General features: G+C 63.1%; 19 protein-coding genes and 1 tRNA gene. 11 read left to right on the top strand and 9 right to left on the bottom strand.

What is annotated here, in order from left to right:
• Window positions 1–212: 212 nt before the first annotated feature.
• Window positions 213–1,208, bottom strand: a complete 996-nt coding sequence (gene rhaS, locus EOA13_RS27125; RefSeq protein ID WP_127296654.1) for a rhamnose ABC transporter substrate-binding protein — start codon at window positions 1,206–1,208, stop codon at window positions 213–215.
• A 55-nt stretch (window positions 1,209–1,263) separates the two neighbouring features.
• Entirely contained in the window at window positions 1,264–2,073 is an 810-nt protein-coding gene (locus tag EOA13_RS27120) for a DeoR/GlpR family DNA-binding transcription regulator (RefSeq protein ID WP_127296653.1), read from the bottom strand.
• Window positions 2,074–2,257: 184 nt separating this feature from the next.
• Between EOA13_RS27120 and EOA13_RS27115 the strand changes: the two genes are divergently transcribed.
• The 3 genes from EOA13_RS27115 to ggt all read left to right on the top strand — a co-directional run bounded on the left by EOA13_RS27115 (window position 2,258) and on the right by ggt (window position 7,693).
• Window positions 2,258–4,360 (top strand): bifunctional rhamnulose-1-phosphate aldolase/short-chain dehydrogenase, encoded by a 2,103-nt coding sequence (locus tag EOA13_RS27115; protein WP_127296652.1) that lies wholly within the window; start codon window positions 2,258–2,260, stop codon window positions 4,358–4,360.
• 13 nt (window positions 4,361–4,373) lie between these two features.
• On the top strand, window positions 4,374–5,663 hold the full coding sequence (rhaI, locus tag EOA13_RS27110; protein WP_127296651.1) for an L-rhamnose catabolism isomerase: 1,290 nt from the start codon (window positions 4,374–4,376) through the stop codon (window positions 5,661–5,663).
• 290 nt (window positions 5,664–5,953) lie between these two features.
• The gene (ggt, locus tag EOA13_RS27100) at window positions 5,954–7,693 is read left to right on the top strand and encodes a gamma-glutamyltransferase (RefSeq protein ID WP_127296650.1); all 1,740 of its coding nucleotides are present in this window, start codon (window positions 5,954–5,956) and stop codon (window positions 7,691–7,693) included.
• 86 nt (window positions 7,694–7,779) lie between these two features.
• Here the strand turns inward: ggt and EOA13_RS27095 are convergent, their stop codons facing one another.
• Together EOA13_RS27095 and EOA13_RS27090 are read right to left on the bottom strand one after the other, a co-directional pair.
• Entirely contained in the window at window positions 7,780–8,034 is a 255-nt protein-coding gene (locus EOA13_RS27095) for a hypothetical protein (protein WP_206535319.1), read from the bottom strand.
• A gap of 121 nt (window positions 8,035–8,155) precedes the next feature.
• The gene (locus EOA13_RS27090) at window positions 8,156–8,446 is read right to left on the bottom strand and encodes a hypothetical protein (protein ID WP_127296649.1); all 291 of its coding nucleotides are present in this window, start codon (window positions 8,444–8,446) and stop codon (window positions 8,156–8,158) included.
• Window positions 8,447–8,635: 189 nt separating this feature from the next.
• Between EOA13_RS27090 and EOA13_RS27085 the strand changes: the two genes are divergently transcribed.
• From EOA13_RS27085 to EOA13_RS27075, 3 genes are read left to right on the top strand one after another with little or no spacing between them, the layout of a single operon-like run.
• Entirely contained in the window at window positions 8,636–9,511 is an 876-nt protein-coding gene (locus EOA13_RS27085; protein WP_127296648.1) for an ABC transporter substrate-binding protein, read from the top strand.
• Complete coding sequence (gene fhuB / locus EOA13_RS27080) at window positions 9,504–11,555, top strand: Fe(3+)-hydroxamate ABC transporter permease FhuB (protein WP_127296647.1); 2,052 nt, start codon at window positions 9,504–9,506, stop codon at window positions 11,553–11,555. The genes EOA13_RS27085 and fhuB overlap by 8 nt, the downstream gene beginning before the upstream one ends.
• Before the next feature lie 23 nt (window positions 11,556–11,578).
• Window positions 11,579–12,445 carry an alpha/beta hydrolase-fold protein gene (locus EOA13_RS27075; protein ID WP_127296646.1) on the top strand — a complete coding sequence of 289 codons (867 nt, stop codon included), beginning with the start codon at window positions 11,579–11,581 and terminating at the stop codon, window positions 12,443–12,445.
• A 54-nt stretch (window positions 12,446–12,499) separates the two neighbouring features.
• Here the strand turns inward: EOA13_RS27075 and EOA13_RS27070 are convergent, their stop codons facing one another.
• From EOA13_RS27070 to EOA13_RS27055, 4 genes are all read right to left on the bottom strand, one after another.
• The gene (locus tag EOA13_RS27070; protein ID WP_245490491.1) at window positions 12,500–13,111 is read right to left on the bottom strand and encodes a hypothetical protein; all 612 of its coding nucleotides are present in this window, start codon (window positions 13,109–13,111) and stop codon (window positions 12,500–12,502) included.
• A 106-nt stretch (window positions 13,112–13,217) separates the two neighbouring features.
• Complete coding sequence (locus EOA13_RS27065; RefSeq protein WP_127296645.1) at window positions 13,218–13,658, bottom strand: hypothetical protein; 441 nt, start codon at window positions 13,656–13,658, stop codon at window positions 13,218–13,220.
• 155 nt (window positions 13,659–13,813) lie between these two features.
• Window positions 13,814–13,889: transfer RNA gene (locus EOA13_RS27060), tRNA-Phe, on the bottom strand.
• 320 nt (window positions 13,890–14,209) lie between these two features.
• A complete protein-coding gene (locus EOA13_RS27055; protein WP_206535318.1) occupies window positions 14,210–15,103 on the bottom strand; it encodes a helix-turn-helix domain-containing protein in 894 nt (297 codons plus the stop codon).
• An 85-nt stretch (window positions 15,104–15,188) separates the two neighbouring features.
• On the opposite strand from EOA13_RS27055, the gene EOA13_RS27050 reads away from it, so the two are divergent.
• From EOA13_RS27050 to EOA13_RS27025, 5 genes are all read left to right on the top strand, one after another.
• Window positions 15,189–16,460, top strand: a complete 1,272-nt coding sequence (locus EOA13_RS27050) for an extracellular solute-binding protein (protein WP_127296643.1) — start codon at window positions 15,189–15,191, stop codon at window positions 16,458–16,460.
• 290 nt (window positions 16,461–16,750) lie between these two features.
• Complete coding sequence (locus EOA13_RS27040) at window positions 16,751–17,611, top strand: sugar ABC transporter permease (RefSeq protein ID WP_127296642.1); 861 nt, start codon at window positions 16,751–16,753, stop codon at window positions 17,609–17,611.
• A complete protein-coding gene (locus EOA13_RS27035) occupies window positions 17,608–18,444 on the top strand; it encodes a carbohydrate ABC transporter permease (protein ID WP_127296641.1) in 837 nt (278 codons plus the stop codon). The genes EOA13_RS27040 and EOA13_RS27035 overlap by 4 nt, the downstream gene beginning before the upstream one ends.
• 8 nt (window positions 18,445–18,452) lie before the next feature.
• Window positions 18,453–19,547: a sn-glycerol-3-phosphate ABC transporter ATP-binding protein UgpC gene (ugpC, locus tag EOA13_RS27030; RefSeq protein ID WP_127296640.1), complete on the top strand. Its 1,095-nt coding sequence runs from the start codon at window positions 18,453–18,455 to the stop codon at window positions 19,545–19,547.
• A gap of 35 nt (window positions 19,548–19,582) precedes the next feature.
• Complete coding sequence (locus tag EOA13_RS27025) at window positions 19,583–21,610, top strand: aldo/keto reductase (RefSeq protein WP_127296639.1); 2,028 nt, start codon at window positions 19,583–19,585, stop codon at window positions 21,608–21,610.
• A 27-nt stretch (window positions 21,611–21,637) separates the two neighbouring features.
• Here the strand turns inward: EOA13_RS27025 and EOA13_RS27020 are convergent, their stop codons facing one another.
• Window positions 21,638–22,684, bottom strand: coding sequence for an AraC family transcriptional regulator (locus EOA13_RS27020; protein ID WP_206535317.1), 1,047 nt, complete (start codon window positions 22,682–22,684; stop codon window positions 21,638–21,640).
• Between the last annotated feature and the right edge of the window lie 21 nt (window positions 22,685–22,705).

The raw sequence follows: 22,705 nt of genomic DNA, 5'->3' as shown, positions 1-22,705 counted from the left end.
CCCCACCCCTAACCCCTCCCCACAAGGGGGAGGGAGACTTCCGTTGGCGCTGACCTCTGTACACTCACAGATGTTCATGCCGAATAGATCAACAAAGGCAGGCGGCAGCGTTCCCTCCCCCTTGTGGGGAGGGCTAGGGTGGGGGTCCTTCTTCGCAAGAATCTCATATGCGGTGGCCCCTCCCCACAAGGGGAGGGTGCAAGCGCCCCAGATCAATAGATCTTGGAGAACTTCTCGATGTTCGACTTGTCGAACTGGAAGGGCGGAGCCATCGCAGCCGAGTTGGTGTCGTCGAGCGTGACCTTGCCGACGCGGCCGATCGACAGCGTGGCACCAGGCTTCGCCTCTTCCTTCTTCACCGCCAGATCATGGGCGAGGTAGACGGCGGAGTAGCCGAGGTCGATCGGGTTCCACAGCGCAACCGCCTGGCTGGCGCCGTTGTCGATGAACTTCTTGAACTCGGACGGCAGCGCCAGACCGGTGACATTGACCTTGCCGATCAGGTTAGCATCGGTGACGACCTGGGCGGCGGCGACGACGCCGACGGTGGTCGGCGCTATGATCGCCTTGAGGTTCGGATAGGACTTCAGCAGGCCCTTGGCTTCGTCGGTGCTCTTAGCCGAATCGTCATCGCCGTAGACGGTGGCGACGAGTTTGATCTTGGGGAACTTCTCCGGCAGGATCTTCTTGGCCGCGTCGATCCAGGCGTTCTGGTTGGTCGCGGTCGAGGAGGCCGACAGGATGGCGACCTCGCCCCCTTCCGGCAGGTGGTCGGCGGCAAGCTTGATGATGGTCTCGCCGATCAGGCCGGTGTCGGACGGGTTGAGGTGAAGCTGGCGGCCTTCCTTGGCGACGCCCGAATCCCATGAGATGACGGTGATGCCGCGTTCCATGGCCTTCTTCAGCACCGGCACCAGCGCGTCGGCGTCATTGGCCGAAATGGCGATGGCGTTGACCTTCTGCGCGATCAGCGAATTGACCACTTCGATCTGCGCTTCGGCGGTCGCCTTGGTCGGGCCGGTGTAGATGATGTCGACATCGCCGAGTTCCTTGGCCGCCTCTTCGGCGCCCTTGTTGGCGGCGTCGAAGAAGCCGTTGCCGAGCGACTTCACCACCAACGCGATCTTGACGTTCTCGGCATAGGCGGCATTCACGAACATGGCGGCTGAGAATGCAGCCGTCACCATCAATTTCTTCAAGAAGCTCATCGAATTTCCTCCCTTGAGCGTTGCATTCCATCGCCGCTGCGAGCGCGAGTTGGCCTCAGGCCTGCAGTGAAGATTCTTCCTTGTTGGTTGCGGATGTGCGGGCGACGATCAGCGTCACGCCGGCGGTTTCCAGCATCTTGGCTTCGCGATCCTCGATGCCGTCATCGGTGATGACGGTGGCGATGCGCGACAGGCCGCACAGGATCAGGCTGGAGCGTTTGCGGAATTTTGAGGAATCGACCAACACCACCAATTCGTCGGCCTGGTCGATCAGCTTCTGCTCCGCCTGGATCAAAAGCGGATCGCCTTCCATCAGGCCAAGCGGCCCCAGCCCCTGCGCGCCCATGAACATGCGGCGCGCATAGAAATTGCGCGTCACGTCATTGTCGAAGGGAGACAGGATGATGTTCTGCTCGCGGTAGATGGTGCCGCCCGACAGCATCACCGTGTTCTTGGAGTGCTTGAGCAAATGCTCGGCGATCGGGAACGAATTGGTGAAGATCGGCATGCGGCGGCCGGTCAGGAAATGCACCATCTGGAAGGTGGTGGTGCCGCCATTGATGATGATCGGTTCGCCGTCCTTGCACAGTTCCACGGCTTCGCGTGCAATCGCCCGCTTCTGCGCGGCGTTGATGGTTTCGTTGACGGAAAAGGGCCGGCCGGCCAGCCCAATGAACTGCGGCGGTGAGATTGCCTCGGCGCCGCCGCGCACACGGCGCAGCCGCTTCTGGACGTGGAGAGCCGCGATATCACGCCGGATCGTCGCCTCGGAAGACTCCGTCAGGTCGACCATCTCCTGCACCGTCACCACAGGCTTTTCCTGGACGGCGGACAGAATGATCCTGTGGCGCTCTTTTTCGTGCATGGTTCCTCCCTGCCTGAGCATCTAGGCACCCAAAACGCGCAGTGTCAATCATTTCCGATCATATAATTTCATTGTGCAGTGCAATATGATCGGTCTTGATCGTTTGTGATTGACAAGCCGGCTGCTTCCGTGGAAATTCGAACCAAATGGCCGCGCCTTTTGCGTGCCTTCGGGAGGATTTCTTATGCTCGACAAGCGCACCGGCGCGCGCCTCGCCAATCTGTGGGACGAGGCCAAGGCTCACGCGATGAGCGGGCCGGAACTTCTGGTCTACCGCTCGAACACACTTGGTTCCGACAAGCGCGTCACTAACTATGGCGGCGGCAACACCTCCTCGAAGATATGGCAGAGAGACCCGCTCACCGGCGAGGATGTCGAAGTGCTTTGGGTCAAGGGCTCGGGCGGCGACAGCGCCTCGATCAAGCTGGACGGCTTTGCCACGCTCTACATGGACAAGCTGCGCGCGCTCAAAGGCCTCTATCGCGGCGTCGAGCACGAAGATGAAATGGTCGGCTTCCTGCCCCACTGCACCTTCAACCTCAATCCGCGCGCGGCCTCTATCGACACGCCGTTGCATGCCTACGTGCCGAAGCCTTTTGTCGACCACATGCATCCCGATGCCATCATCGCCATTGCCGCCGCCAAGGATTCGAAGGCGCTGACGAAAGAGATATTCGGCGACGCCATCGGCTGGCTGCCGTGGAAGCGTCCGGGTTTCGAACTCGGGCTGTGGCTGGAGAAATTCTGCCTCGAACACCCCGATGCCAAGGGTGTCATCCTGGAAAGCCACGGCCTTTTCACCTGGGGTGATACCCCTCGGGAATGCTACGAGACGACGATCTCGGTGATCAACCAGGCGATCGAATGGTTCGAGCGCCGCTCCGAGGGTGTCGCTATCTTCGGCGGTGAGGCGGTCAAGTCGCTCGACGCCACTGAGCGCCGTGCCATTGCCGCAAAGCTGATGCCGAGGATTCGCGGCCTGATTTCGGAAAAGAGCCACAAAACAGGCCATTTCGACGATTCCACTGCTGTGCTCGAATTCGTCAACTCCAGGGATCTGCGCCCGCTGGCGGCACTCGGCACCTCGTGCCCCGACCATTTCCTGCGCACCAAGATCCGCCCGCTGGTCATCGAGTTCGATCCGGCAAAACCCGATGTCGATGCGGTCATCGCGCGCCTTGCCGACGACATCGCCGAATATCGCGTCGGCTACCAGGCCTACTACGACAGCTGCAAGCATGCGGACTCGCCCGCCATCCGCGATCCCAATGCCGTCGTCTACCTGATGCCCGGCGTCGGCATGTTCACCTTCGCCGGCGACAAGGCGACGGCGCGCATTTCGGGCGAATTCTATGTCAACGCCATCAACGTCATGCGCGGCGCCTCCACCGTCTCGTCCTATGTCGGGCTGCCTGCACAGGAAGCCTTCGACATCGAATACTGGCTGCTCGAGGATCTGAAGCTGCAGCGTATGCCGAAGCCGAAGTCGCTTGCCGGCCAGATCGCGCTGGTCACCGGCGGCGCCGGCGGCATCGGCCGCGCCACGGCCAACCGCCTGCTGCGCGAAGGCGCCTGCGTGGTGCTGGCCGACATCGATGAGACAGCGCTGGCCAGCGCCAACGACGAATTGGCCAAGGCTTATGGCAAGGATTTCGTCCGTCCGGTGCTGATCAACGTCACCTCGGAGGACCAGGTCATTTCGGGCTTTGCCGAGACGGCGGTCGAGTTCGGCGGCATCGACATTCTGGTGTCGAATGCCGGGCTGGCCTCCTCGGCGCCGATCGAGGAGACGACGCTGGCGCTGTGGAACAAGAACATGGACATCTTGTCGACCGGTTACTTCCTGGTCTCGCGGGAAGCGTTCCGGCTGTTCCGCGCGCAGAAGATTGGCGGCAACGTCGTCTTCGTCGCCTCCAAGAACGGCCTTGCCGCATCGCCCAACGCCGCCGCCTATTGCACCGCCAAGGCCGCCGAGATCCATCTCGCCCGCTGCCTGGCGCTGGAGGGCGCAGAGGCGCAGATCAGGGTCAATGTCGTCAACCCGGACGCGGTGCTTCGCGGCTCGAAGATCTGGACCGGCGAGTGGAAGGAACAGCGCGCCGCCGCCTACAAGATGTCGACCGACGATCTGGAGGAGCACTATCGCTCGCGTTCGATGCTGAAGCGCTCGGTCTTCCCGGAAGACATCGCCGAAGCGATCTATTTCCTGGCGTCCGACATGTCGGCCAAGTCGACCGGCAACATCATCAATGTCGACGCGGGCAACGCCCAGTCGTTCACGCGCTGAGCGGAGGAGGACGATGGAACAGATCATCGCCGCCGATACCGTCGACAAGGACAATGCCGCGCGGAAGGCCGACCTCGAACGCGACTACGCCTCGCTCGGCGAACGCCTCGACCGTCGCGGCATCGCCATCGACGCCATCCGCGACAAGGTTGAGAAATTCGCGGTGGCGATCCCGTCCTGGGGTGTCGGCACCGGCGGCACGCGCTTTGCCCGCTTTCCCGGCGCCGGCGAGCCGCGCGACATCTTCGACAAGATCGAGGATTGCGCCGTCATCCAGCAATTGACGCAGGCGACGCCGACCGTTTCCCTGCACATTCCGTGGGACAAGGCCGACCCGAACCGGCTGAAGCAGGCGGCTTCGCGCTTTGGCCTCAGCTTCGACGCCATGAATTCCAACACTTTTTCCGATGCAAAGGACCAAGCGCTTTCCTACAAATTCGGCTCGCTGTCGCATGCCGATGCCGGCACGCGCCGGCAAGCGGTCGAGCACAATCTCGAATGTATCGAGATCGGCAAGACGCTCGGCTCCAAGGCGCTGACGGTGTGGATCGGCGACGGTTCGAACTTTCCCGGCCAGATCAATTTCGCCAGGGCGTTCGAGCGCTATCTCGACGCCATGAAGGAGATCTATGCCGGACTGCCCGCCGACTGGAAGCTGTTTTCCGAGCACAAGATGTACGAGCCGGCCTTCTATTCCACCGTCGTGCAGGACTGGGGCACCAACTACATGATCGCCAGGGAGTTGGGCGACAAGGCGTTCTGTCTGGTCGACCTCGGCCACCATGCCCCCAACGTCAACATCGAGATGATCGTCTCGCGGCTGATCCAGTTCAAGAAGCTTGGCGGCTTCCACTTCAACGACTCGAAGTATGGCGACGACGATCTCGATGCCGGTTCGATCGACCCCTACCGGCTGTTCCTCGTCTTCAACGAACTGGTCGATGCCGAACTTTCCGGCGCCGAGGGTTTCGATCCGGCGCACATGCTCGACCAGAGCCACAACGTCACCGATCCGATCGAAAGCCTGATGCTGTCGGCGGTCGAGGTGCAGCGTGCCTATGCGCAGGCGCTGCTTGTCGACCGCAAGGCGCTGGAAGGTTTTCAGGACTTGAACGACGCGCTGATGGCGACGCAGACGCTAAAAGCCGCCTACCGCACCGATGTCGAGCCGATCCTCGCCATGGCGCGGCTGAAGACAGGTGGCGCCATTGATCCGGTCGCGGCGTATCGTGCGGCGGGCTACCGGGCGAAAGTCGCGGCCGAACGCCCGGCGGTTGCGGGCGGTTCAGGCGGGATTGTGTAGGCCTTTAGTTCGATTTTCCGTCGATTGGACAGAGAGGGCGGCACTTGAGCACCCCCCTCTGTCCTGCTGGACATCTCCCCCGCAAGGGGGGAGATCGGATGTCATTTCTGCTTTCGCCAATCGCCAACGATGTAGGAAGAGCGCCGCAGCTGAAGCTGCCAATCTCCCCCCTTGCGGGGGAGATGTCCGGCAGGACAGAGGGGGGTGTGAAGGAACGCCAATCATCACTATTGGCTGGACTAACCCATCCCAAGGGTCTTTTCTAGGCGTCCCCCGCCCGGAGAACCGCCATGCCTCTCAACCGTCGGATACTGATCGCCGCCAGTTTTTCCATCACCTTCGCGCTCGCCCCGTTGACGAGCGTCTTCGCCGCCTCACCGGCGCCTGCCAAGGGCGAGCACGGCATGGTGGTGACGGCCCAGCATCTGGCGTCCGAAGTCGGCATCGAGGTCTTGAAGAAGGGCGGCAATGCTGTCGATGCGGCGGTTGCCGTCGGCTATGCGCTCGCGGTCGTCTACCCCAATGCCGGTAACATCGGCGGCGGCGGTTTCATGACCATCCGCTTCAAGGACGGCAAATCGACTTTCCTCGACTTTCGCGAGCGGGCGCCGCTGGCGGCGACAAAAACCATGTATCTCGACAAGGACGGCAACCCGGTGAAGGGGGCTAGTCTCGACGGCTATCTTGCGGTCGGCGTGCCGGGTTCGGTGGCCGGTCTGGAACTGGCCCGTGAAAAATACGGCAAATTGTCCCGCCAGGATCTGATGGCGCCGGCAATCGGCTATGCCAAGGACGGCTTCATCCTCAACCAGGGCGACGCTGCCTCGTTTGCCGGCAGTGCCGACAGGCTGGCGAAGGACCCCGCGGCCGCCGCCATATTCCTGAAACCCGACGGCAAGCCCTATGGCATCGGCGAGCGGCTGGTCCAGCCCGACCTCGCGGCGTCGCTCGCCGCCATTTCCGAAAGGGGTGCGGATGCCTTTTACAAAGGCGCCATCGCCGATGCCATCGTCAAGGCGAGCGGCGCCAAGGGCGGCATTCTCGCCAAACCGGATTTCGAGCAATATGCGGTGCGTGAACTCAAGCCCGTGACCTGCACCTATCGCGGCTACGAGATCACCTCCTCGCCGCCGCCCAGCTCCGGCGGCGTCATCATCTGCGAAATCCTCAATGTGCTCGAAGACTATCCGCTCTCCTATCTCGGCGTCGGTTCCGCCGAGACCGTCCATGTCATGGTCGAGGCGATGCGCTACGCCTATGTCGACCGCAATTCCGCGCTCGGCGATCCCGATTTCATCGACAATCCGGTCTCCAAATTGCTTGATAAGGCCTATGCCAAGGATATCCGCGACAAGATCGACCCGTTTCGGGCCGGCGTGTCGCAGGACCTGATGCCGAAGGGCTTTGGCGAGAGCAAAGAGACGACGCATTATTCGATCATCGACGATGACGGCAACGCGGTCGCAGTCACCTACACGCTGAACGGGTCCTTCGGCGCCGGCGTCGTTGCCGACGGCACCGGCATCCTGCTCAACAACGAGATGGACGATTTCACCCAGAAGCCCGGCGTACCCAACCTCTATGGCCTGGTCCAGGGCGAGGCCAACGCCATCCAGCCGAAGAAGACGCCGCTGTCGTCGATGAGCCCGACCGTGGTGGCCAAGGACGGCAAGCCGTTCATGGTCATCGGCAGCCCGGGTGGTTCGCGCATCATCACCATCACGCTGGAAGCGATCGTCAATGTCATCGACCACGGCATGAACATCCAGGAGGCGATCGACGCGCCGCGCATCCACCATCAATGGCTGCCCGACACGGTTTATGTCGAGCCGTTCGGCCTGTCGCCGGACACAGAAAAGCTGCTGGCCGGCATGGGATATCACCTCGATCTCGCTGACCAGACCTGGGGGCAGGCGGCCGGCATCCTGGTCGGCGGCAAGAGCCTGGCGGAAATCGAGAAAGGCGGCGGCGCGCGCTACAACGGCGCCATCGACAGCCGCGCGGCCTCTGGCGAGGCGCTCGGATACTGATAGCTCGGAGGAAAAGCTTGGTGCAGCGTGGCGATTCGGGTTGATCGCCCGCTGCTCAAGTGGATCGGCTCACACCGATTTGACCGTCACAAGACCAGCGCGAGGGTGGACGCAACCAGCATCAAGGCGGCAATGCCGACGAACAGCGCATAGATACGCGGCCGGTCGAGCAGCAGCGCGTTTCCGGATATCCAGGCGGACGTGGCGCCGCCAAGCGCGAAGAGGAAGCCGTTGCGGTGCCCGAAGACCATCGATGCGGCCATCAGCCCGCCAATGATCAGCGCACCGAACACGATGATCACGGCAACGGCATATCTCTCGAAATCATTGCCGCTACCCATGCTCGGGCCGATTGCGTTCAACGTCGGCAGGTCGTCCGGATCGAAGGGGTTCGTCGACCCGTATTCGTCTTGACCGGCAGGCTCTCGCATCATTCGTTCTCCGTATAGCGGCAACAAATCATCAAGCCTTGCCGAGTGCAACCCGATCGCGCTGCCTTGATGCGTTCGACCGGTCCTTGACGTCTTCAGGCGGCGGCTTGCTGCCGGCTTTTTTTGTTCGTTCCTTGGCCGTCTTTGGTCTCTCAGGCAATCCAGGAAACGGCTGCCCAAAGGCGACCGTGGCTTCGTCTATCATGGAATGCCTTCGTGGAGGAAAAATGATGCGAGGCGCGGATTGGGTTTCGCGGGCGGTGATTTTTTGGTCGGCCACATCGCACAGCGCTGTTGTACGGGCGAATCGCCTTGCGGCCAAGCGGCGGCTGCGCCTGGCATGCGGTTGCGTAAAGTTGACTTGTCAGGCCATCAAAATGTTGACTATTGAACTCATGTTTCATAGTCAACCGGGCAGTGGTCACTGGAGACCGTATCCCGAAAAGCAGGGCACGCCGCATTGCAGAGAGACCGAGAGCCCAGAGCCGCGTCCGATCACTTGCGCAGCCGAGTGACCCGGCGCCAGGCGCTCGAGCTTTTCACGCTGCCGTTTGCCGGCATGGGGTTCTCCACGGCTGAAGCCCGTCCGTTGCGCATAGTCTGCCTGGATGACGGGTTGACCGAGACCTTGCTCATGCTCGGCGTCAGCCCGGTCGCCATTGCCGATCGGGAGGTCTGGGAGAAATGGGTGGTCGAGCCGCGGCTGCCGCCGGACATCGCCGATGTCGGCACGCTGCTCGAGCCCAATCTTGAATTCCTGCAGCAGCTCAGGCCGGACATCATCCTGTCCATGCCGTATCTCGACGGCATCAAGCCGCTGCTCGAACGCGTGGCTCCGGTGACGACGATCGGTCTCTACACCGAAGCCGGGCAGCCCTATCAGCGCGCCGTCGAGGCGACGCGCCAGCTCGCCGGGCTTGTCGGCAAGGAAAGCGAAGGCGAAGCGCTGATCGCGGCGACAGACGCGTATTTTACGGAGATTCGCCAGCAACTGGCGCCGCTGTCGGCACGGCCGATCTATGTCGTCAGCTTCCTGGACCCCCGCAATGTGCGCGTCTACGGCGCAAAGAGCCTGTTTCAGGAGGTGTTCGACCGCATCGGGCTCAGCAACGCGTGGACGGCGGAGACCAATTACTGGGGGTTTTCGACCGTCGGTATCGACGGGCTGGCAACATCCAGCGATGCGCGCCTCGCCTATCTCGAACCCTTGCCTGAGGGCGCCGGCGGCACGCTGACCGAAAGTCCGGTCTGGAACACCATGCCTTTCGTGCGCAACCGCTCGATCATGCGCCTTCCTGCCGTCCTGATGTTTGGCGCGCTTCCATCCGCGCGCCGTTTTGCTCGGGTCCTGGCGTCGGCGATGACCGCGGAGGCCGCCCATGGCTGAGGATGCCGCGGCCGTCACTCAAGAAGGAAAGCTTGCGCCGTCGGGCCGCGCCTTGCCATGGGGCTCTCTTGGCAATCAGCCGGTAGGCGCGATCCTGCTTTGCGCGGTGCTGCTCGCGGCGGCGATCGCGGCAACCGTCTTAAACCTCACCGTGCAGCTGCCATCGGCGCTCTGGCTCCAATCGCTCGCCGCCCCGGACATTGATGATATGCGGCAGGTGCTCGTCCACTACGCCTTCCTGCCCAGGCTTGCCGTCAGCCTTTTATGCGGTGCGGCGCTCGGGCTTGCCGGAACCGTCCTGCAGCAGGTTCTGCGCAACCCGCTTGCCTCGCCCGAAACGGTCGGCGTCTCGGCGGGCGCCTATCTGGCGCTGGCACTAGCAACGCTTCTGTCACCGTCGCTGCTTGCCTTCGGCCGCGAATGGGTGGCGCTGGGCGGCGCATTCGTTGCCCTTGCCGCCGTCATCGCTCTGTCCTGGCACAAAGGCCTGTCACCGCTTTCGGTCGTGCTGGCGGGGCTTGTCGTCAGTCTCTATGCCGGCGCTATCGGCGCTGCCCTCATTGTGCTGCGGCATGAATGGTTGGCCGGCCTGTTCATCTGGGGCGCCGGTTCGCTGGGCCAGCAGGACTGGTCGACGACACTGTGGCTGTTGCCACGCATCGGCGGCGCGGCACTGGCGATCTTCCTCATGGTGCGGCCGCTGGCCCTGCTTGGTCTCGACGATGAAGGCGCGCGCAGCCTTGGCGTGCCGCTCGGCGCCTATCGCTTCGCCGGACTGGCGGCCGCGGTCGCCCTGATCGCGTTTGTCGTTGCCGCCGTCGGCGTCATCGGTTTCGTCGGCCTGGCCGCGGCGACGCTCGCGCGCATCGGCGGTGCCCGGCGGCTGGGCCAACAACTGGTGATGGCGCCGCTGATCGGCGGGGCGCTGTTGTGGACAGCCGACCAGGCCGTACAGATCGCCACTGGACCGCAAGGCGACCTGCTGCCGACCGGAGCGATCACAGCACTTCTCGGCGCGCCGCTGCTTCTCTGGCTGCTGCCACGCCTTGCGCTTGGCTCGGAAGCCCCGACCTTGATGGCCGCGCGCCTGCCGCGCGCAAGCAAGCCCGGCCTTGTGCTGGCGGCGATCGGCCTGGCCCTGCTTCTGCTGCTCGGGCTGGCCCTGCTCTATGGACCGGGTCCGCATGGCTGGACCCTCGCCTTCGGCGACCAGTTGCAGCCTTTGCTGTCGTGGCGGTGGCCTCGCGTGCTTGCCGCGCTGAGCGCCGGGGCGATGCTGGCGCTTGCCGGGCTGATGATGCAGCGGCTGACCGGCAATCCGATGGCCAGCCCCGAAGTGCTGGGCGTCAGCGCCGGTGCCGCCCTTGGCATGATGGTGGCGCTGTTTGCGTTCTCCGATGCCGGACGTCCGGTTCAGACGGTGGCGGCAACCATCGGCGCCTTCGCCGCTTTGCTGGTGACGCTGGCGATCGGCCGCCGTGCCGCCTATGCGCCGGAGCGGCTGCTGCTCGCAGGCGTTGCCCTGACGGCCTTGTTCGACGCGCTGATCCTGGTGCTCACCGCCACCGGCGATCCGCGTGCCATGCTGCTGCTCAACTGGCTGACCGGCTCGACCTATGGCGTCGATGTCGGCGACGCCCTGCTCACCGGTGGCATCGCCGTCTGCCTCTTTGCGCTCGCGCCTTTCTTCATGCGCTGGCTCGACATCCTGCCGCTCGGCCCCGCCGCCGTGCGGGGCCTTGGCATTGACCTGAAGAGGACGCGGCTTTTCGTGCTGCTGGTGGTCGCGGCACTCACCGCAGCCTCGACCCTGATCGTCGGTCCGCTGACCTTCATCGGCCTGATGGCGCCGCACCTTGCCCGTCGCCTTGGCCTGTCCCGTGCGCTGCCGCAGGCCGTTGGCGCGGTGCTCGCCGGCGCGCTGATCATGGTCGCCGCCGACTGGGTGGGCCGCACCGCCATCTTCCCGCGCCAGGTCCCGGCCGGTCTCGTCGCCACACTGATCGGCGGCCCGGTGCTGATGTGGCTGCTGCGCCGCCGCTGACCGTTTTGCCCCTGGAGATATCCATGTCCAACGCGACGCCAGCCCTGATCGCCGACACCACGGTCCACGATCTTGTTCCGGCGCAGGGCGGCGCGCCCTGGCGGATATTCCTGCATGTGCCGTCTGGGCCAGTGCCCGAGGCCGGCTGGCCTGTGCTCTACATGACCGACGGCAACGCCGTCATCGGCACAGCGGTCGACGCCATGCGCGCGCAGGCCTTCTATCCCACGGGCACCAATGTCGGCTGGGGCGTCATCGTCGCCATCGGCTATCCCGTCGAGGGCGCCTACGACCCGTTGCGCCGCTCATGGGACCTCGGCCCGCCGCCGGGCAAGACCTATCCGCCCTTCTACGAGGGCACGCCCGAAGTCCGGACGGGTGGGGCAGCGGAATTCCTTGCCTTCATCGAAGACGAGCTGAAGCCATGGGTCGCCGGTCGGGTCACGGTCGATGCAAGCCGCCAGGCGCTTTACGGCCATTCCTTCGGTGGCCTGTTTGCGCTCTACGCCCTGTTCACGCGGCCTTCTGCCTTCCAGACCTGGATCGCGGCGAGCCCCGCCCTCTATTGGGAAGACCGTGCCATCGACCGCTTTCTCGAAACCTTCGCGGCCGCCGTTCCCGCTGGTTTGGCGGCGACCGTGATCCTGTCGGCCGGCGAGTACGAGACCGAGAAGCTGGCGCCGTTCCAGATTGGCGCCGAGGACGAGGAAAAGCGCCTGCGGCAGAAGAAGGTGACACGCACCGACGAATTCGCGCGGGCCATGGCGCAGCGGCTTGATGCTTTCCCGGGCGTGCGCGCGCGCTTCGAGCTGCACGCCGGCGAGAACCACATGTCGATCCTGCCGGTCACGGTCAATCGCGCGGTTCAGGCAGCGTTTGCGGTGAGGTAGGTGGATACCGCTCTTTGCTGAACGCCGCAGCAAGGCGGTCGGCGCCTCGCGCTGTCATTCCTGTGAAGGGGAGGCGCTCAATCGACGATAGGAGACGCCGCCGAAGTTTGCCGTCACAAAGTCCGTGACGGACATCTTGCGCTTGCCTCCGTCGCTGCAGGCGTAAACCGGCCAACCGGCATCGCTGCATTCGCTGGCAGCGCAGATGCGCGCCAGGCAGTTCCCGATAGTCAGCCGGAAGCCGCCCCTGCCGGCGAAGCCTTGCAACAGGCTGCCGTCTGCCGAGCGCCATGTCCGCGCACGGAATTCCGCCCGCAAAAGCAATGGTTCGAGAGGGGCCGCAAGGTTGGTTTCGCCGGCTCGCCCCGCGAGCTGCAGACGGAAGCGCGCCATTGCGGTCGCGTATGCGGTCACAAGATCCGCTTGGCGAAAATAGGCGGTCGCCAGGCTTGAGCGGTCAAGCAGATGAGATGTCCACTCGCCCGCCTCTACCGGCCTCACCAACGCAACAAAGGCAAGAAAGACGAAGCAAGCTCGTGACATTTTCCAGCAGCCATATCGATCTCGGCGTGCCGGTTTGCCCCCCGGTTGCCCTCCCACAACATCCCGCCAATCGGCGCCCGGCGCAAGCCGCTTGCCGAGGCAGTTCAAAAGGCCGCCGAGCAAGGGCGCCTGGAGCCTAAGACGGTGACCCGCATCGACGAACCTGTGCGGGCGATGGCGAGGTGGTGGCGACGTTTGCGGCAAGTCATCTTCACCAGCCCAGGGTTCCCTAGCCGATGCGAGCCGGCGGCAGCTCGAACAAAGTGGCGCCGTTCTCCCGGCCGCGCTCGACATAGCCGATAACGCCAAACCATCTTGCGACATCCGGCCCCTGCAGCCAGCTGCGCGAGTGGATGGCGAGGTTGCCGGCGAGCGCCTGGATGTGCCGGATATGCCGCTTGCAGAAGCGAACGGTCGCCGCACGGAAGAAGTCCTCGCGTGCGGCGAACAGCGTGTCGGCGGCGTCGCTGTTCTCATGCCAGGCGATGATCGCCACGGCCTTGTCGCCCTCGACAAGCGCGTGCGCGCGGCCCTCTTTCAAATTCATCATCAGATTGTCGTAGGCGATCTTGCTGTCCTTGCCGGCCGCCACGTATTCGTCCGACATCCGCTTGGACAGACCGCGAAAGACATCCTCCAGATCCCCAAGCGTTGCTGCGCGTGCTCTCATTTCACCTCCTGCAGCCCCGGCAGGCAGTTTGCCCTAGGGTTGAGGGGTGGCCAAGCAAATTAAATCCGTCGGCGGGCCAATGTGCGCAAAGTGATTTCACTTGGCGATGCTGGCGGCGACGCGATGGGGTGTGTCCGGAACGGACCTTGGGAAAATGGTGCCCAGAGGCGGATTCGAACCACCGACACGCGGATTTTCAGTCCGCTGCTCTACCAACTGAGCTATCTGGGCCTGTTCCGGCAAACGAAAACTCGTTGACCGGAATTCATCGAGGCGCCGTGGGCGCCCCTTGAAAGCGCGTGGGTTATAGCACGGGAATTCGGCCTGTCCAGCGCCTAGGTGGTGATTTCAGGCAGGAAAAGCGATGTCGTGCGGTGCCCCGGTTTCCATGCTGCTTGCAGGCCTGAATGGCTCACGGCATGGCACGATCCGGCCTTCGCCATTCTTGTCCGTGCCGCTATTGCCGGCTGACATGCCGTGGCACTGCCTTTAGCCGACGATCGAGGCGCACAATGCTTCGCGGCACCAGACGCGCCACTGGTCGCCGCCGCCTATCTGACGCCGGTCACGCCGCGGCGAAAATCGGAGGGCGACATGCCGGCGAGCTTGCGGAACGACTTGTTGAAGGCGCTGAGCGAGCCGAAGCCTGAATCCATGGCGACGCGCAGCACATTGGCGTCCTGATGCATCAAAAGCGCCTGCGCATAGCTCAGCCGCAACAGGTTCACATACTCGTTGAGCGTCATGCCGGTGGATTTCTTGAACAGGCTCATGGCATATTTGGGATGGATGTCGGCCGCCGCCGCGATGTTCACGCAATCGATGTCGTAGAGGAAGTTTTCGGCGATGAAATCGCACATGCGTCCGACATTGCGCGACGATTGCTGGTCGAAGGGGCTGCCTGTTTCCTGGTCGGGCGGAGTTGCGGATACGAGTTGGTAAGGCTCGAACCGCACCCGCTCCAGCCGCAGCAGCAATTCGTTGACGGCATGTTCGGCCTTGGCCTGGTCGCCGGACCGGGCGTAGCGGTTCCAGCGCTCGAAATTATGGTTGTCGGACTGGTCGGTGGCTGATGTCACCAGTGTCGCGCCGGTCATCAGCCGGTGCCTTATATCCGTGGGCAGGTGCAGCCGGAAGAAATGCACCAGCGGCAGATGCGCTCCGGCATAGATGGCGTCGTCGGACAGATCGTCCATCTGGTGCGGCAGGCCGCCCCAGAACAGGCACATCTCGCCGGCCGAAAGCGAAATCTCGTGGTCGTTCATGCGGTAATGCACGCTGCCGCGCACAATGAAATTCACCTCGACCTGGGCGTGCCAATGCGGCTTGAGCATCACCAGCGGATTGGTGTGAAACATCTGCAGGAGCAGCGGCAGGCCTTCCACGCTGCTGGCGCCAGGCTGGTAGAACGGCCGATCCGGCATCTTACTTTCCGCCAATTTCATATTCCCTTTGACGGCGACAGGCCTTGCCCACTGCATAGTCTAGCCACGCTCACAGTGAGAGAGCAAATGAAATGGGAGGATTTCAATGCGCATCACAATGACCTGCGCCGCGCTCGCGCTTGCCCTGGGCTCAGCCCCGGCCTTCGCGCAATCCGGCGAAATCACCATCTGGAGCTGGAATGTCGCGGCTTCATCGCTGAAGGCGACCATTGCCGGTTTCAACAAGCAATTTCCCGACGTCAAGGTCACGGTCCAGGATCTCGGCAACCAGCCAACCTACGACAAGTCGATCGCCGGCTGCGCCGCCGGCGGCGTAGGCCTGCCCGACATCGTCACCGTCGAGAACGGTGAGGCCGAGAATTACTGGAGCCAGTTCCCCGACTGCTTCGTCGACCTGCATACGCTCGGCTACACAGCCGACGACCAGAAAAAGTTCCCCGATTTCAAGCGCACCGAGCTGGAAGTGGGCGACAAGGCCTACGCAATGCCGTGGGATTCCGGCCCGGTTGCCGCGTTCTATCGCCGCGATTTCTACGAAAAGGCCGGCGTCGATCCGGCTTCGATCAAGACCTGGGACGATTTCATCGCCGCGGGAAAGAAGATCCAGGCCGCCAACCCAGGCGTCTCGATGACCAATGCCGATTTCAACGGTGACTCGGAATTCTTCCGCATGATCTCCAACGAACAGGGCTGCGCCTATTTCTCCGAGGACGGACAATCGATCACGGTCAACCAGCCCAAATGCGTCGATGCCATGACCAAGGTCAAGGAGATGAAGGACGCCGGCATCATCTCGTCGGCCGACTGGGGCACCAAGATCACCAACAACACCGCCGGCACCGTCGCCACCCAGATCTATGGCGGCTGGTATGAGGGCACCATTCGCACCGAATCTGCCGGTGAAAACGGCAAATGGGGCGTCTATCTGATGCCGAGCCTCACCGCCGACGGGCCGCGCGCCGCCAATCTCGGCGGTTCCTCGCTGGCTATCACCTCGGCGTCGAAGAACAAGGAGGCCGCCTACGCCTATCTGAAATACACGCTCGGAACCAATGAAGGCCAGATCACGATGCTGAAGGAGTTCGGCCTGGTGCCGTCCCTGATCTCGGCGCTCGACGATCCCTATGTCTCGCAAGGCCTGCCTTACTGGGGCGGCCAGGCGGTGTGGAAGGACATTCTCGGCACCTTGCCGAAGGTTGTTCCGAGCCGCGGCACGCAGTTCCAGAGCGACGCCGAAATCATCGTCCGCGCCGTGCAGACCAAGTATCTGGCCGGCGGCTACCCCGACGCCAAGACGGCACTCGACGATGCCGCAAGCCAGATCGCGGCGGCAACCGGACTGCCCGTCAAGTCATAACCACCGGCGGGCTACGTGATGCGTCCTGCGGGAACGTTGGCGCTGCCCCTCATCCCCCTGCCGGGACCTTCTCCCCGTATAGTGACGGGGAGAAGGGGGATTGCCGCAGCGCCGGTGCCCTTTCCTGCAACGCCGGTGATTGACGAAACCATTGATGACAGCGCCCCTCTCCCCGTCACTATACGGGGAGAGGATGCCGGCAGGCAGGTGAGGGGCGGCGCAGACCTCGAAGATTGAATACCAACACGCCACCCGAACGGGCGGAAAGCAAAAGGGAAGGAGGCAAAAAAATGCGCAACCGTAACGTGACAGCCTATCGCTTCCTCACGCCCTATCTGCTGATCTTCGCGATCTTCTGGGTATGGCCGATCATCAGCTCCTTCATGATTTCCTTCCAGGCGACGCGTACCGTGCCGTGGCGGTTCGCGCCCGGCTTCAACTGGGGCCGGTTGATCGGCGATCCGGCCTTCTTCAACGCCCTGAAGAACACGCTGCTCATCCTTGTCATCCAGGTGCCGGTGATGATCTCGCTGGCGCTGGTCATGGCGGTGCTTTTGAACTCGCCGCTCTTGAAGGCGCGCGGCCTCTACCGCTTTGCCTTCTTTGCCCCCGTGGTGGTCGGCGAGGTTGCCTATTCGGCGGTGTTCCGGCTGATGTTCAACCTCGATTTCGGCATCATCAACAAGCTCCTGAACAGCATCGGCCTGCCCAAGATCGACTGGTTTTCCAACGTCACGCCGGCGATGGCGCTGATCATGATCGCGGTGACCTGGCGCTGGGCCGGCTACAACGCCATCATCCTGCTCGCCGGCATGCAGTCCATTCCCGAGGATGTCTACGAGGCGGCGACGCTCGACCGCGTCAGCAAGCTCAAGCAGTTCTTCTACATCACCCTGCCGTTGCTCAAGCCGGTCATCGTGTTCTGCCTCGTGCTGTCGATCATCGGCACCATGCAGCTGTTCACCGAGCCCTTCCTGATCACCGAGCGCGGCGGGCCGGGCGGCGGCACCGAGACGCTTGGCCTGCTGCTTTACCGCCAGGGCTTCCGGTCGCTCAATTTCGGCTACGCCTCGGCCGTGGCCTACACCATGGCCGGGCTGGCGATCGCCATCACGCTGGCGCAGCTGTGGCTGACGAGGGAACCGAAATGAGTTCGCGCTCCGCAGCCAGATTGGGACGCAGCATCGCTCTGCATCTGTTCCTGACGCCGCTGGCGCTGATCTGGCTGTTTCCGCTGTGGATGATGGTGGTGTTCTCGACCATGCCGGATAACGGCATCTTCAGCCCCGGCATCGAGCTTTTGCCGCACGGCAATTTCATCGACAATTTCAACAATCTGCAGCGTGACACGAACTTCGTCGGCGCCATCGGCATTTCGGTCTCGGTGGCGGTGACCTACACCATCCTGTCGGTGCTGCTGACGTCGATGGCCGGTTGGGCGCTGGCCCGCTACCAGTTCTTCGGCAAGGGCGTGGTTGTAGCCATCATCCTGGGCACCATAACGCTTCCCTACGCGGTCGTGCTGATCCCGCAATTCATCATGGTGGCGCGCGACTTCAAGCTCGCCAACACCTGGGTGGCGCTGATCGTGCCGCCGCTGTTCAATTCGCTCGGCGTGCTGTTCATGCGGCAGAGTTTTTCGATGATGCCGGACGATCTCTTCGATGCGGCGCGCGTCGAGGGCGTCAAGGAATGGCGCATCTTCCTCTTCGTCGCGCTGCCTTTGGCGCGGCCGATGCTGGCCGCACTCGCCATCATCCTGTTCCTCGCCTCCTGGAACAATTATCTGTGGCCGCTTTTGATTAACAGCCAGCCGGGTTCGATGACAGCACCGGTAGCGCTCGGCACGCTGATCGGCCTCACCAAAGTGTCATGGGGCGGCATCATGGCGGGTGCGGTGATGCTGACGGTGCCGATGCTCGTCGTCTTCGTGCTGCTGCAGCGCCATTTCATCGCCGGCATTGCCGCCGGCGCGGTCAAGTAAGGGGCAGCATGGCAACGGTCACGCTCAATAATGTCGTCAAGCGCTTCGGCGTCTTCGAGGTCGTCCATGGCGCCAGCATCGACATCAAGGACGGTGAGTTCGTCGTCTTCGTCGGCCCTTCCGGCTGCGGAAAATCGACGCTGCTCAGGATGATCGCCGGGCTCGAGGACATCAGCGGCGGCGAGATCGCCATCGGCGGCAAGGTGGTCAACGATGTCGAGCCGGCCGACCGCGGCATCGCCATGGTCTTCCAGTCCTATGCGCTCTATCCGCATATGAGCGTCGAACAGAACCTCTCTTTCGGCTTGCGCATGACCGGCAATCCAAAGGCCGACACCGAACGGCGGGTGAAGCGGGCGGCTGAGATCCTGCGCATCAGCGAATTGATGGACAGGCGCCCGAAAAAACTCTCCGGCGGACAGCGCCAGCGCGTCGCCATCGGCCGCGCCATCGTGCGCGAACCGCAGGTGTTCCTGTTCGACGAGCCGCTCTCCAACCTCGACGCCGAATTGCGCGTCCAGATGCGCGTCGAGATCTCCCGGCTGCACAAGGAGCTCGGCACGACAATGATCTATGTCACGCACGACCAGACCGAGGCGATGACACTCGCCGACAGGATCGTCGTGATGCGCGCCGGCCATATCGAGCAGATCGGCCGGCCGCTCGATCTCTATGACAACCCCGACAATCAGTTCGTTGCGGGCTTTGTCGGGTCGCCGAAGATGAACTTCATCAAGGGCCGGGTTGTCGGGCACGATGCGGGTGGCGTCGTGGTCGATCTGGCGGGTCAGGAGAAGACCCGCATCACGCAACCGCTGACCGGCGCTGCACCCGAAATGGGCAGCCCAAAAATCGGCAGCAAGGTCATTGTCGGCGTGCGGCCCGAACATTTCGGCAATGCCGGAGAGGGCGACGCCGACCTTGTGGTTGCCATCGACGTGGTCGAGCACCTGGGCGGCACAAGTTTCCTCTACGCAAGAACGGCCAATGGTGACGACGTGGTGATCCAGCGCGACGCGACAAAGGTCCCCGACACATCAGAGATCACCGTTTCAATCCGCAAATCCTACCTGTTCGACGAAAAAGGACTGCGGCTGCGCTGACCGGCCGCCGTTTCCAGCTTTCAAGGAGAATGACAATGACCGCAACCACGCCCATTCGCTGGGGCATCCTCGGACCGGGCAGCATCGCCCAGTCCTTTGCCGGTGGCGTGGCCGATTCGCGCACCGGAAAGCTGGTCGCCATCGGTGCCCGCAATCCCGCCAAGCCTGGCCTCGCCGAGAGTTTCCCCGGCGCCCGCCTCCTCGATGGCTACGATGCGCTGCTTGCTGATCCCGAAATCGATGCCGTCTACATTTCGATACCGCATCCCGGCCATGCGCAATGGGCGATCAAGGCGGCCGAGGCGGGAAAGCATGTGCTGTGCGAAAAGCCGCTAGCGCTGACCGCCTTCGAGGCCGACGCCATGATGCATGCCGCGCGCAAGGCCGGCACGTTTCTCGGCGAAGCCTTCATGTACCGGCTGCATCCGCAGACGCTGAAGCTGGTGGAACTGATCAGATCGGGCGTCATCGGCGAGATCAGAATGATCAAGTCGAGCTTTGGTTTTGCGATGCCGCGCTTCATGCCGGAGCACCGGCTCTACGCCAACGATCTCGCCGGCGGCGGCATTCTCGACGTCGGCGGCTATCCCGTCTCGATGGTCCGGCTGATTGCCGGCGCGGCAGTCGGAAAGCCTTTCAGCGAGCCGGACAAGGTGGTCGGCACCGCCCATCTGGGCCAGTCCGGCGTCGACGAATGGGCCTCGGCGCTGCTGCATTTCCCAGGTGGCATTGTCGCCGAGGTCTCCTGCAGCATCTCGCTCAACCAGGACAATGTCTTGCGCATCCTGGGTACCAAGGGACGCATCGAGGTGCCGGACTTCTGGTTCGCCGGCGGCAACCGCGACGTTGGCCTCGGCCGGATCGACATCATTGCATCCGATGGCACGCGCGAGACCATCAGCGTCAACGAGAAGCGCCATGTCTATTCCTTCGAGGTCGACGCAGCCGGTGAGGCCATCCGCGCCGGCGGCCAAGAATTCGCCTGGCCTGGCATGGCATGGGCGGAAAGCCTCGGCACCTTGCGTGTACTGGACAAATGGCGGGCGGCCGCCGGCCTCGAATACGGGATCGAGAAGGCCCAGCAACGCATCAATACCATCTCCGGCCGGCCTTTGCGGTCCGGCGGCACGGCGATCGCCAAGCGCACCATTCCTGGCCTGTCGAAGCCGGCATCGGTGGTGGCGCTCGGCTTCGAGGATTTCCGTACCTTTTCCTCAGGCTCGATCCTGCTCGATGCCTTTTTCGAGGCCGGCGGCAATCTTTTCGATACCGGCTATGTCTATGGCGGCGGCTATACCGAGAAGCTGCTTGGGGAGTGGTTGAAAAACCGTGGCGTACGCGCGCAATCGGTGGTCATCGCCAAGGGCGCGCACTCGCCGCTGTGCTATCCCGATGTGATCGGCAAGCAGCTCGACCAGTCGCTCGAACGCCTGCAGACCGACCATGTCGATGTCTACTTCATGCACCGCGACAATCCGGATGTGCCGGTCGGCGAATTCGTCGATGCGATGGATCGTGAGGTGAAGGCAGGCCGCATCCGCGGCCCGTTCGGCGGCTCGAACTGGACAATGGAACGCATGGATGAGGCGATTGCCTATGCCGAACGCACCGGCAAGCAAAAGCCCGGCGCGCTGTCCAACAACTTCTCGCTGGCTGAAATGCTGGAGCCGATCTGGGCAGGCTGCGTCACGTCCTCCACGGATGCATGGAAGGCCTGGCTGACATCCAGGCAGATGCCGAATTTCGCCTGGTCGAGCCAGGGGCGCGGCTTCTTCACCGATCGCGCAGGTCGGGACAAGCAAGACAATGAGGAGTTGGTGCGGGTCTGGTACTCCGAGCGGAATTTCGGCCGCCGCGACCGGGCGATCGAACTTGCCGCGAGACTGGGCAAGAGCCCGATCCATATTGCGCTGGCCTATGTGCTCGCTCAGCCCTTCCCATCCATCCCGCTGATCGGGCCACGCACGCTGGACGAGCTGGACGACAGCCTGCGCGCTCTCGACATCACGCTTTCGCAAGCCGATCTCGAATGGCTGGATGGCGGCAGTCTGCGCGCTGCCTAGCTGGCTGCCGGCTTAACGGTCGCGGCGTCAGGTCTCGTCATCAGGCGCCCTGACGCCACGCCTCGCCGGCGTTCTTAAATTGGCATACATGCCGGTGGTGCGGAATTGGCTCGGCGTGATGCCGTAGCAGCGGCGGAAGACCTTCGAAAAATAGTTCGCGTCCTCGAAGCCGCACAGGATGGCGACCTCCTTCACCGGCAGAAAATCCGCCTTGGTCAGCAGCTTCGCCGCGCGTTGCAGACGCTGCTGCAGCACGAACTCGGCAGGCGGCAGGCCTTCGCTCTCGGCGAAACAGCGTGAGAAATGGGCCCGGCTGAGGCCGCTGATCTGGACCAGATCCGCCACCGGCAGCGACTTGTCGAGATTGGCACCGATGTGATCGATGACCGGCTGCATGACACTCTGTTTTTCGGCAAAGGCGTGGGAGCCGAAGACATCGTCATAGAGCGCCATCGCAGCCTCGTAGGCGACCGCCGAAGCAGCACCCGGCGAAGCGGCGCCTTTGATCAGGCGCAGGCTGCAATCGGCAAGATGATCGATCGTCGCCGGCTGCAGCCGAAATACAGGACCCGAGACGCTGAGGATCGACTTGTGGATGCGCAGCGCTTCCTCGCCGTTCATCGAAATCCAGAAATATTCCCAGCGCTCGTCTCCAGCCAGCCAGTAGCGGTGGTTGTGCGGCACCAGCACCAGCAATGTGTCGTTCTTCTGCAGGCGGTAGTTGCGGTTTTCGTAGCGCAGCCGGCCGGCTCCGCTGATCGTGTGCTGGAGCACGGTGAACGGTGTCTGGCCGCGCTTGCGGCCGTCCCAATCGTAGATCTCGTCCTCGCGCACTTCATAGCCCGTGCTCGTCGGCATGGCGTGCAGGCGCTGGCGGCCGCGCGGCAGCGAGATCGTGCGCATGGACTGTCCGTTTTCTATCAAATCCTGCAGCACAAAATTACCCCTGAAAGCATAATCCTTCTCTGGTCGTACTCGCGAATAAGCGCATAATCCCCGTCGAAAAGCGAGAGAGATCCGCAGTCGAGGAGCGGACAGGGAGGTTGGCGAGCCGGATTCCGGCTTGTCGTGCATACATGTCGCGGCATGTGGCTA

Source organism: Mesorhizobium sp. M7A.F.Ca.US.011.01.1.1 (genome assembly GCF_003998295.1).
GTDB lineage: Bacteria > Pseudomonadota > Alphaproteobacteria > Rhizobiales > Rhizobiaceae > Mesorhizobium.
Note: the sequence above shows the minus strand (reverse complement) of the source record. Positions and strands in the feature narration are given on the sequence as shown.

Excerpts from the sequence above, each read along its gene's own strand:
- EOA13_RS27095 (WP_206535319.1), bottom strand. The coding sequence starts at position 8,034 with ATGGGTAGCGGCAATGATTTCGAGAGATATGCCGTTGCCGTGATCATC.
- EOA13_RS27055 (WP_206535318.1), bottom strand. The coding sequence starts at position 15,103 with ATGAAATTGGCGGAAAGTAAGATGCCGGATCGGCCGTTCTACCAGCCT.
- fhuB (WP_127296647.1), top strand. The coding sequence starts at position 9,504 with ATGGCTGAGGATGCCGCGGCCGTCACTCAAGAAGGAAAGCTTGCGCCG.
- EOA13_RS27050 (WP_127296643.1), top strand. The coding sequence starts at position 15,189 with ATGCGCATCACAATGACCTGCGCCGCGCTCGCGCTTGCCCTGGGCTCA.
- EOA13_RS27025 (WP_127296639.1), top strand. The coding sequence starts at position 19,583 with ATGACCGCAACCACGCCCATTCGCTGGGGCATCCTCGGACCGGGCAGC.
- EOA13_RS27035 (WP_127296641.1), top strand. The coding sequence starts at position 17,608 with ATGAGTTCGCGCTCCGCAGCCAGATTGGGACGCAGCATCGCTCTGCAT.
- ugpC (WP_127296640.1), top strand. The coding sequence starts at position 18,453 with ATGGCAACGGTCACGCTCAATAATGTCGTCAAGCGCTTCGGCGTCTTC.
- ggt (WP_127296650.1), top strand. The coding sequence starts at position 5,954 with ATGCCTCTCAACCGTCGGATACTGATCGCCGCCAGTTTTTCCATCACC.
- EOA13_RS27115 (WP_127296652.1), top strand. The coding sequence starts at position 2,258 with ATGCTCGACAAGCGCACCGGCGCGCGCCTCGCCAATCTGTGGGACGAG.
- EOA13_RS27120 (WP_127296653.1), bottom strand. The coding sequence starts at position 2,073 with ATGCACGAAAAAGAGCGCCACAGGATCATTCTGTCCGCCGTCCAGGAA.
- EOA13_RS27040 (WP_127296642.1), top strand. The coding sequence starts at position 16,751 with ATGCGCAACCGTAACGTGACAGCCTATCGCTTCCTCACGCCCTATCTG.
- EOA13_RS27065 (WP_127296645.1), bottom strand. The coding sequence starts at position 13,658 with ATGAGAGCACGCGCAGCAACGCTTGGGGATCTGGAGGATGTCTTTCGC.
- rhaS (WP_127296654.1), bottom strand. The coding sequence starts at position 1,208 with ATGAGCTTCTTGAAGAAATTGATGGTGACGGCTGCATTCTCAGCCGCC.
- rhaI (WP_127296651.1), top strand. The coding sequence starts at position 4,374 with ATGGAACAGATCATCGCCGCCGATACCGTCGACAAGGACAATGCCGCG.
- EOA13_RS27020 (WP_206535317.1), bottom strand. The coding sequence starts at position 22,684 with ATGCACGACAAGCCGGAATCCGGCTCGCCAACCTCCCTGTCCGCTCCT.
- EOA13_RS27075 (WP_127296646.1), top strand. The coding sequence starts at position 11,579 with ATGTCCAACGCGACGCCAGCCCTGATCGCCGACACCACGGTCCACGAT.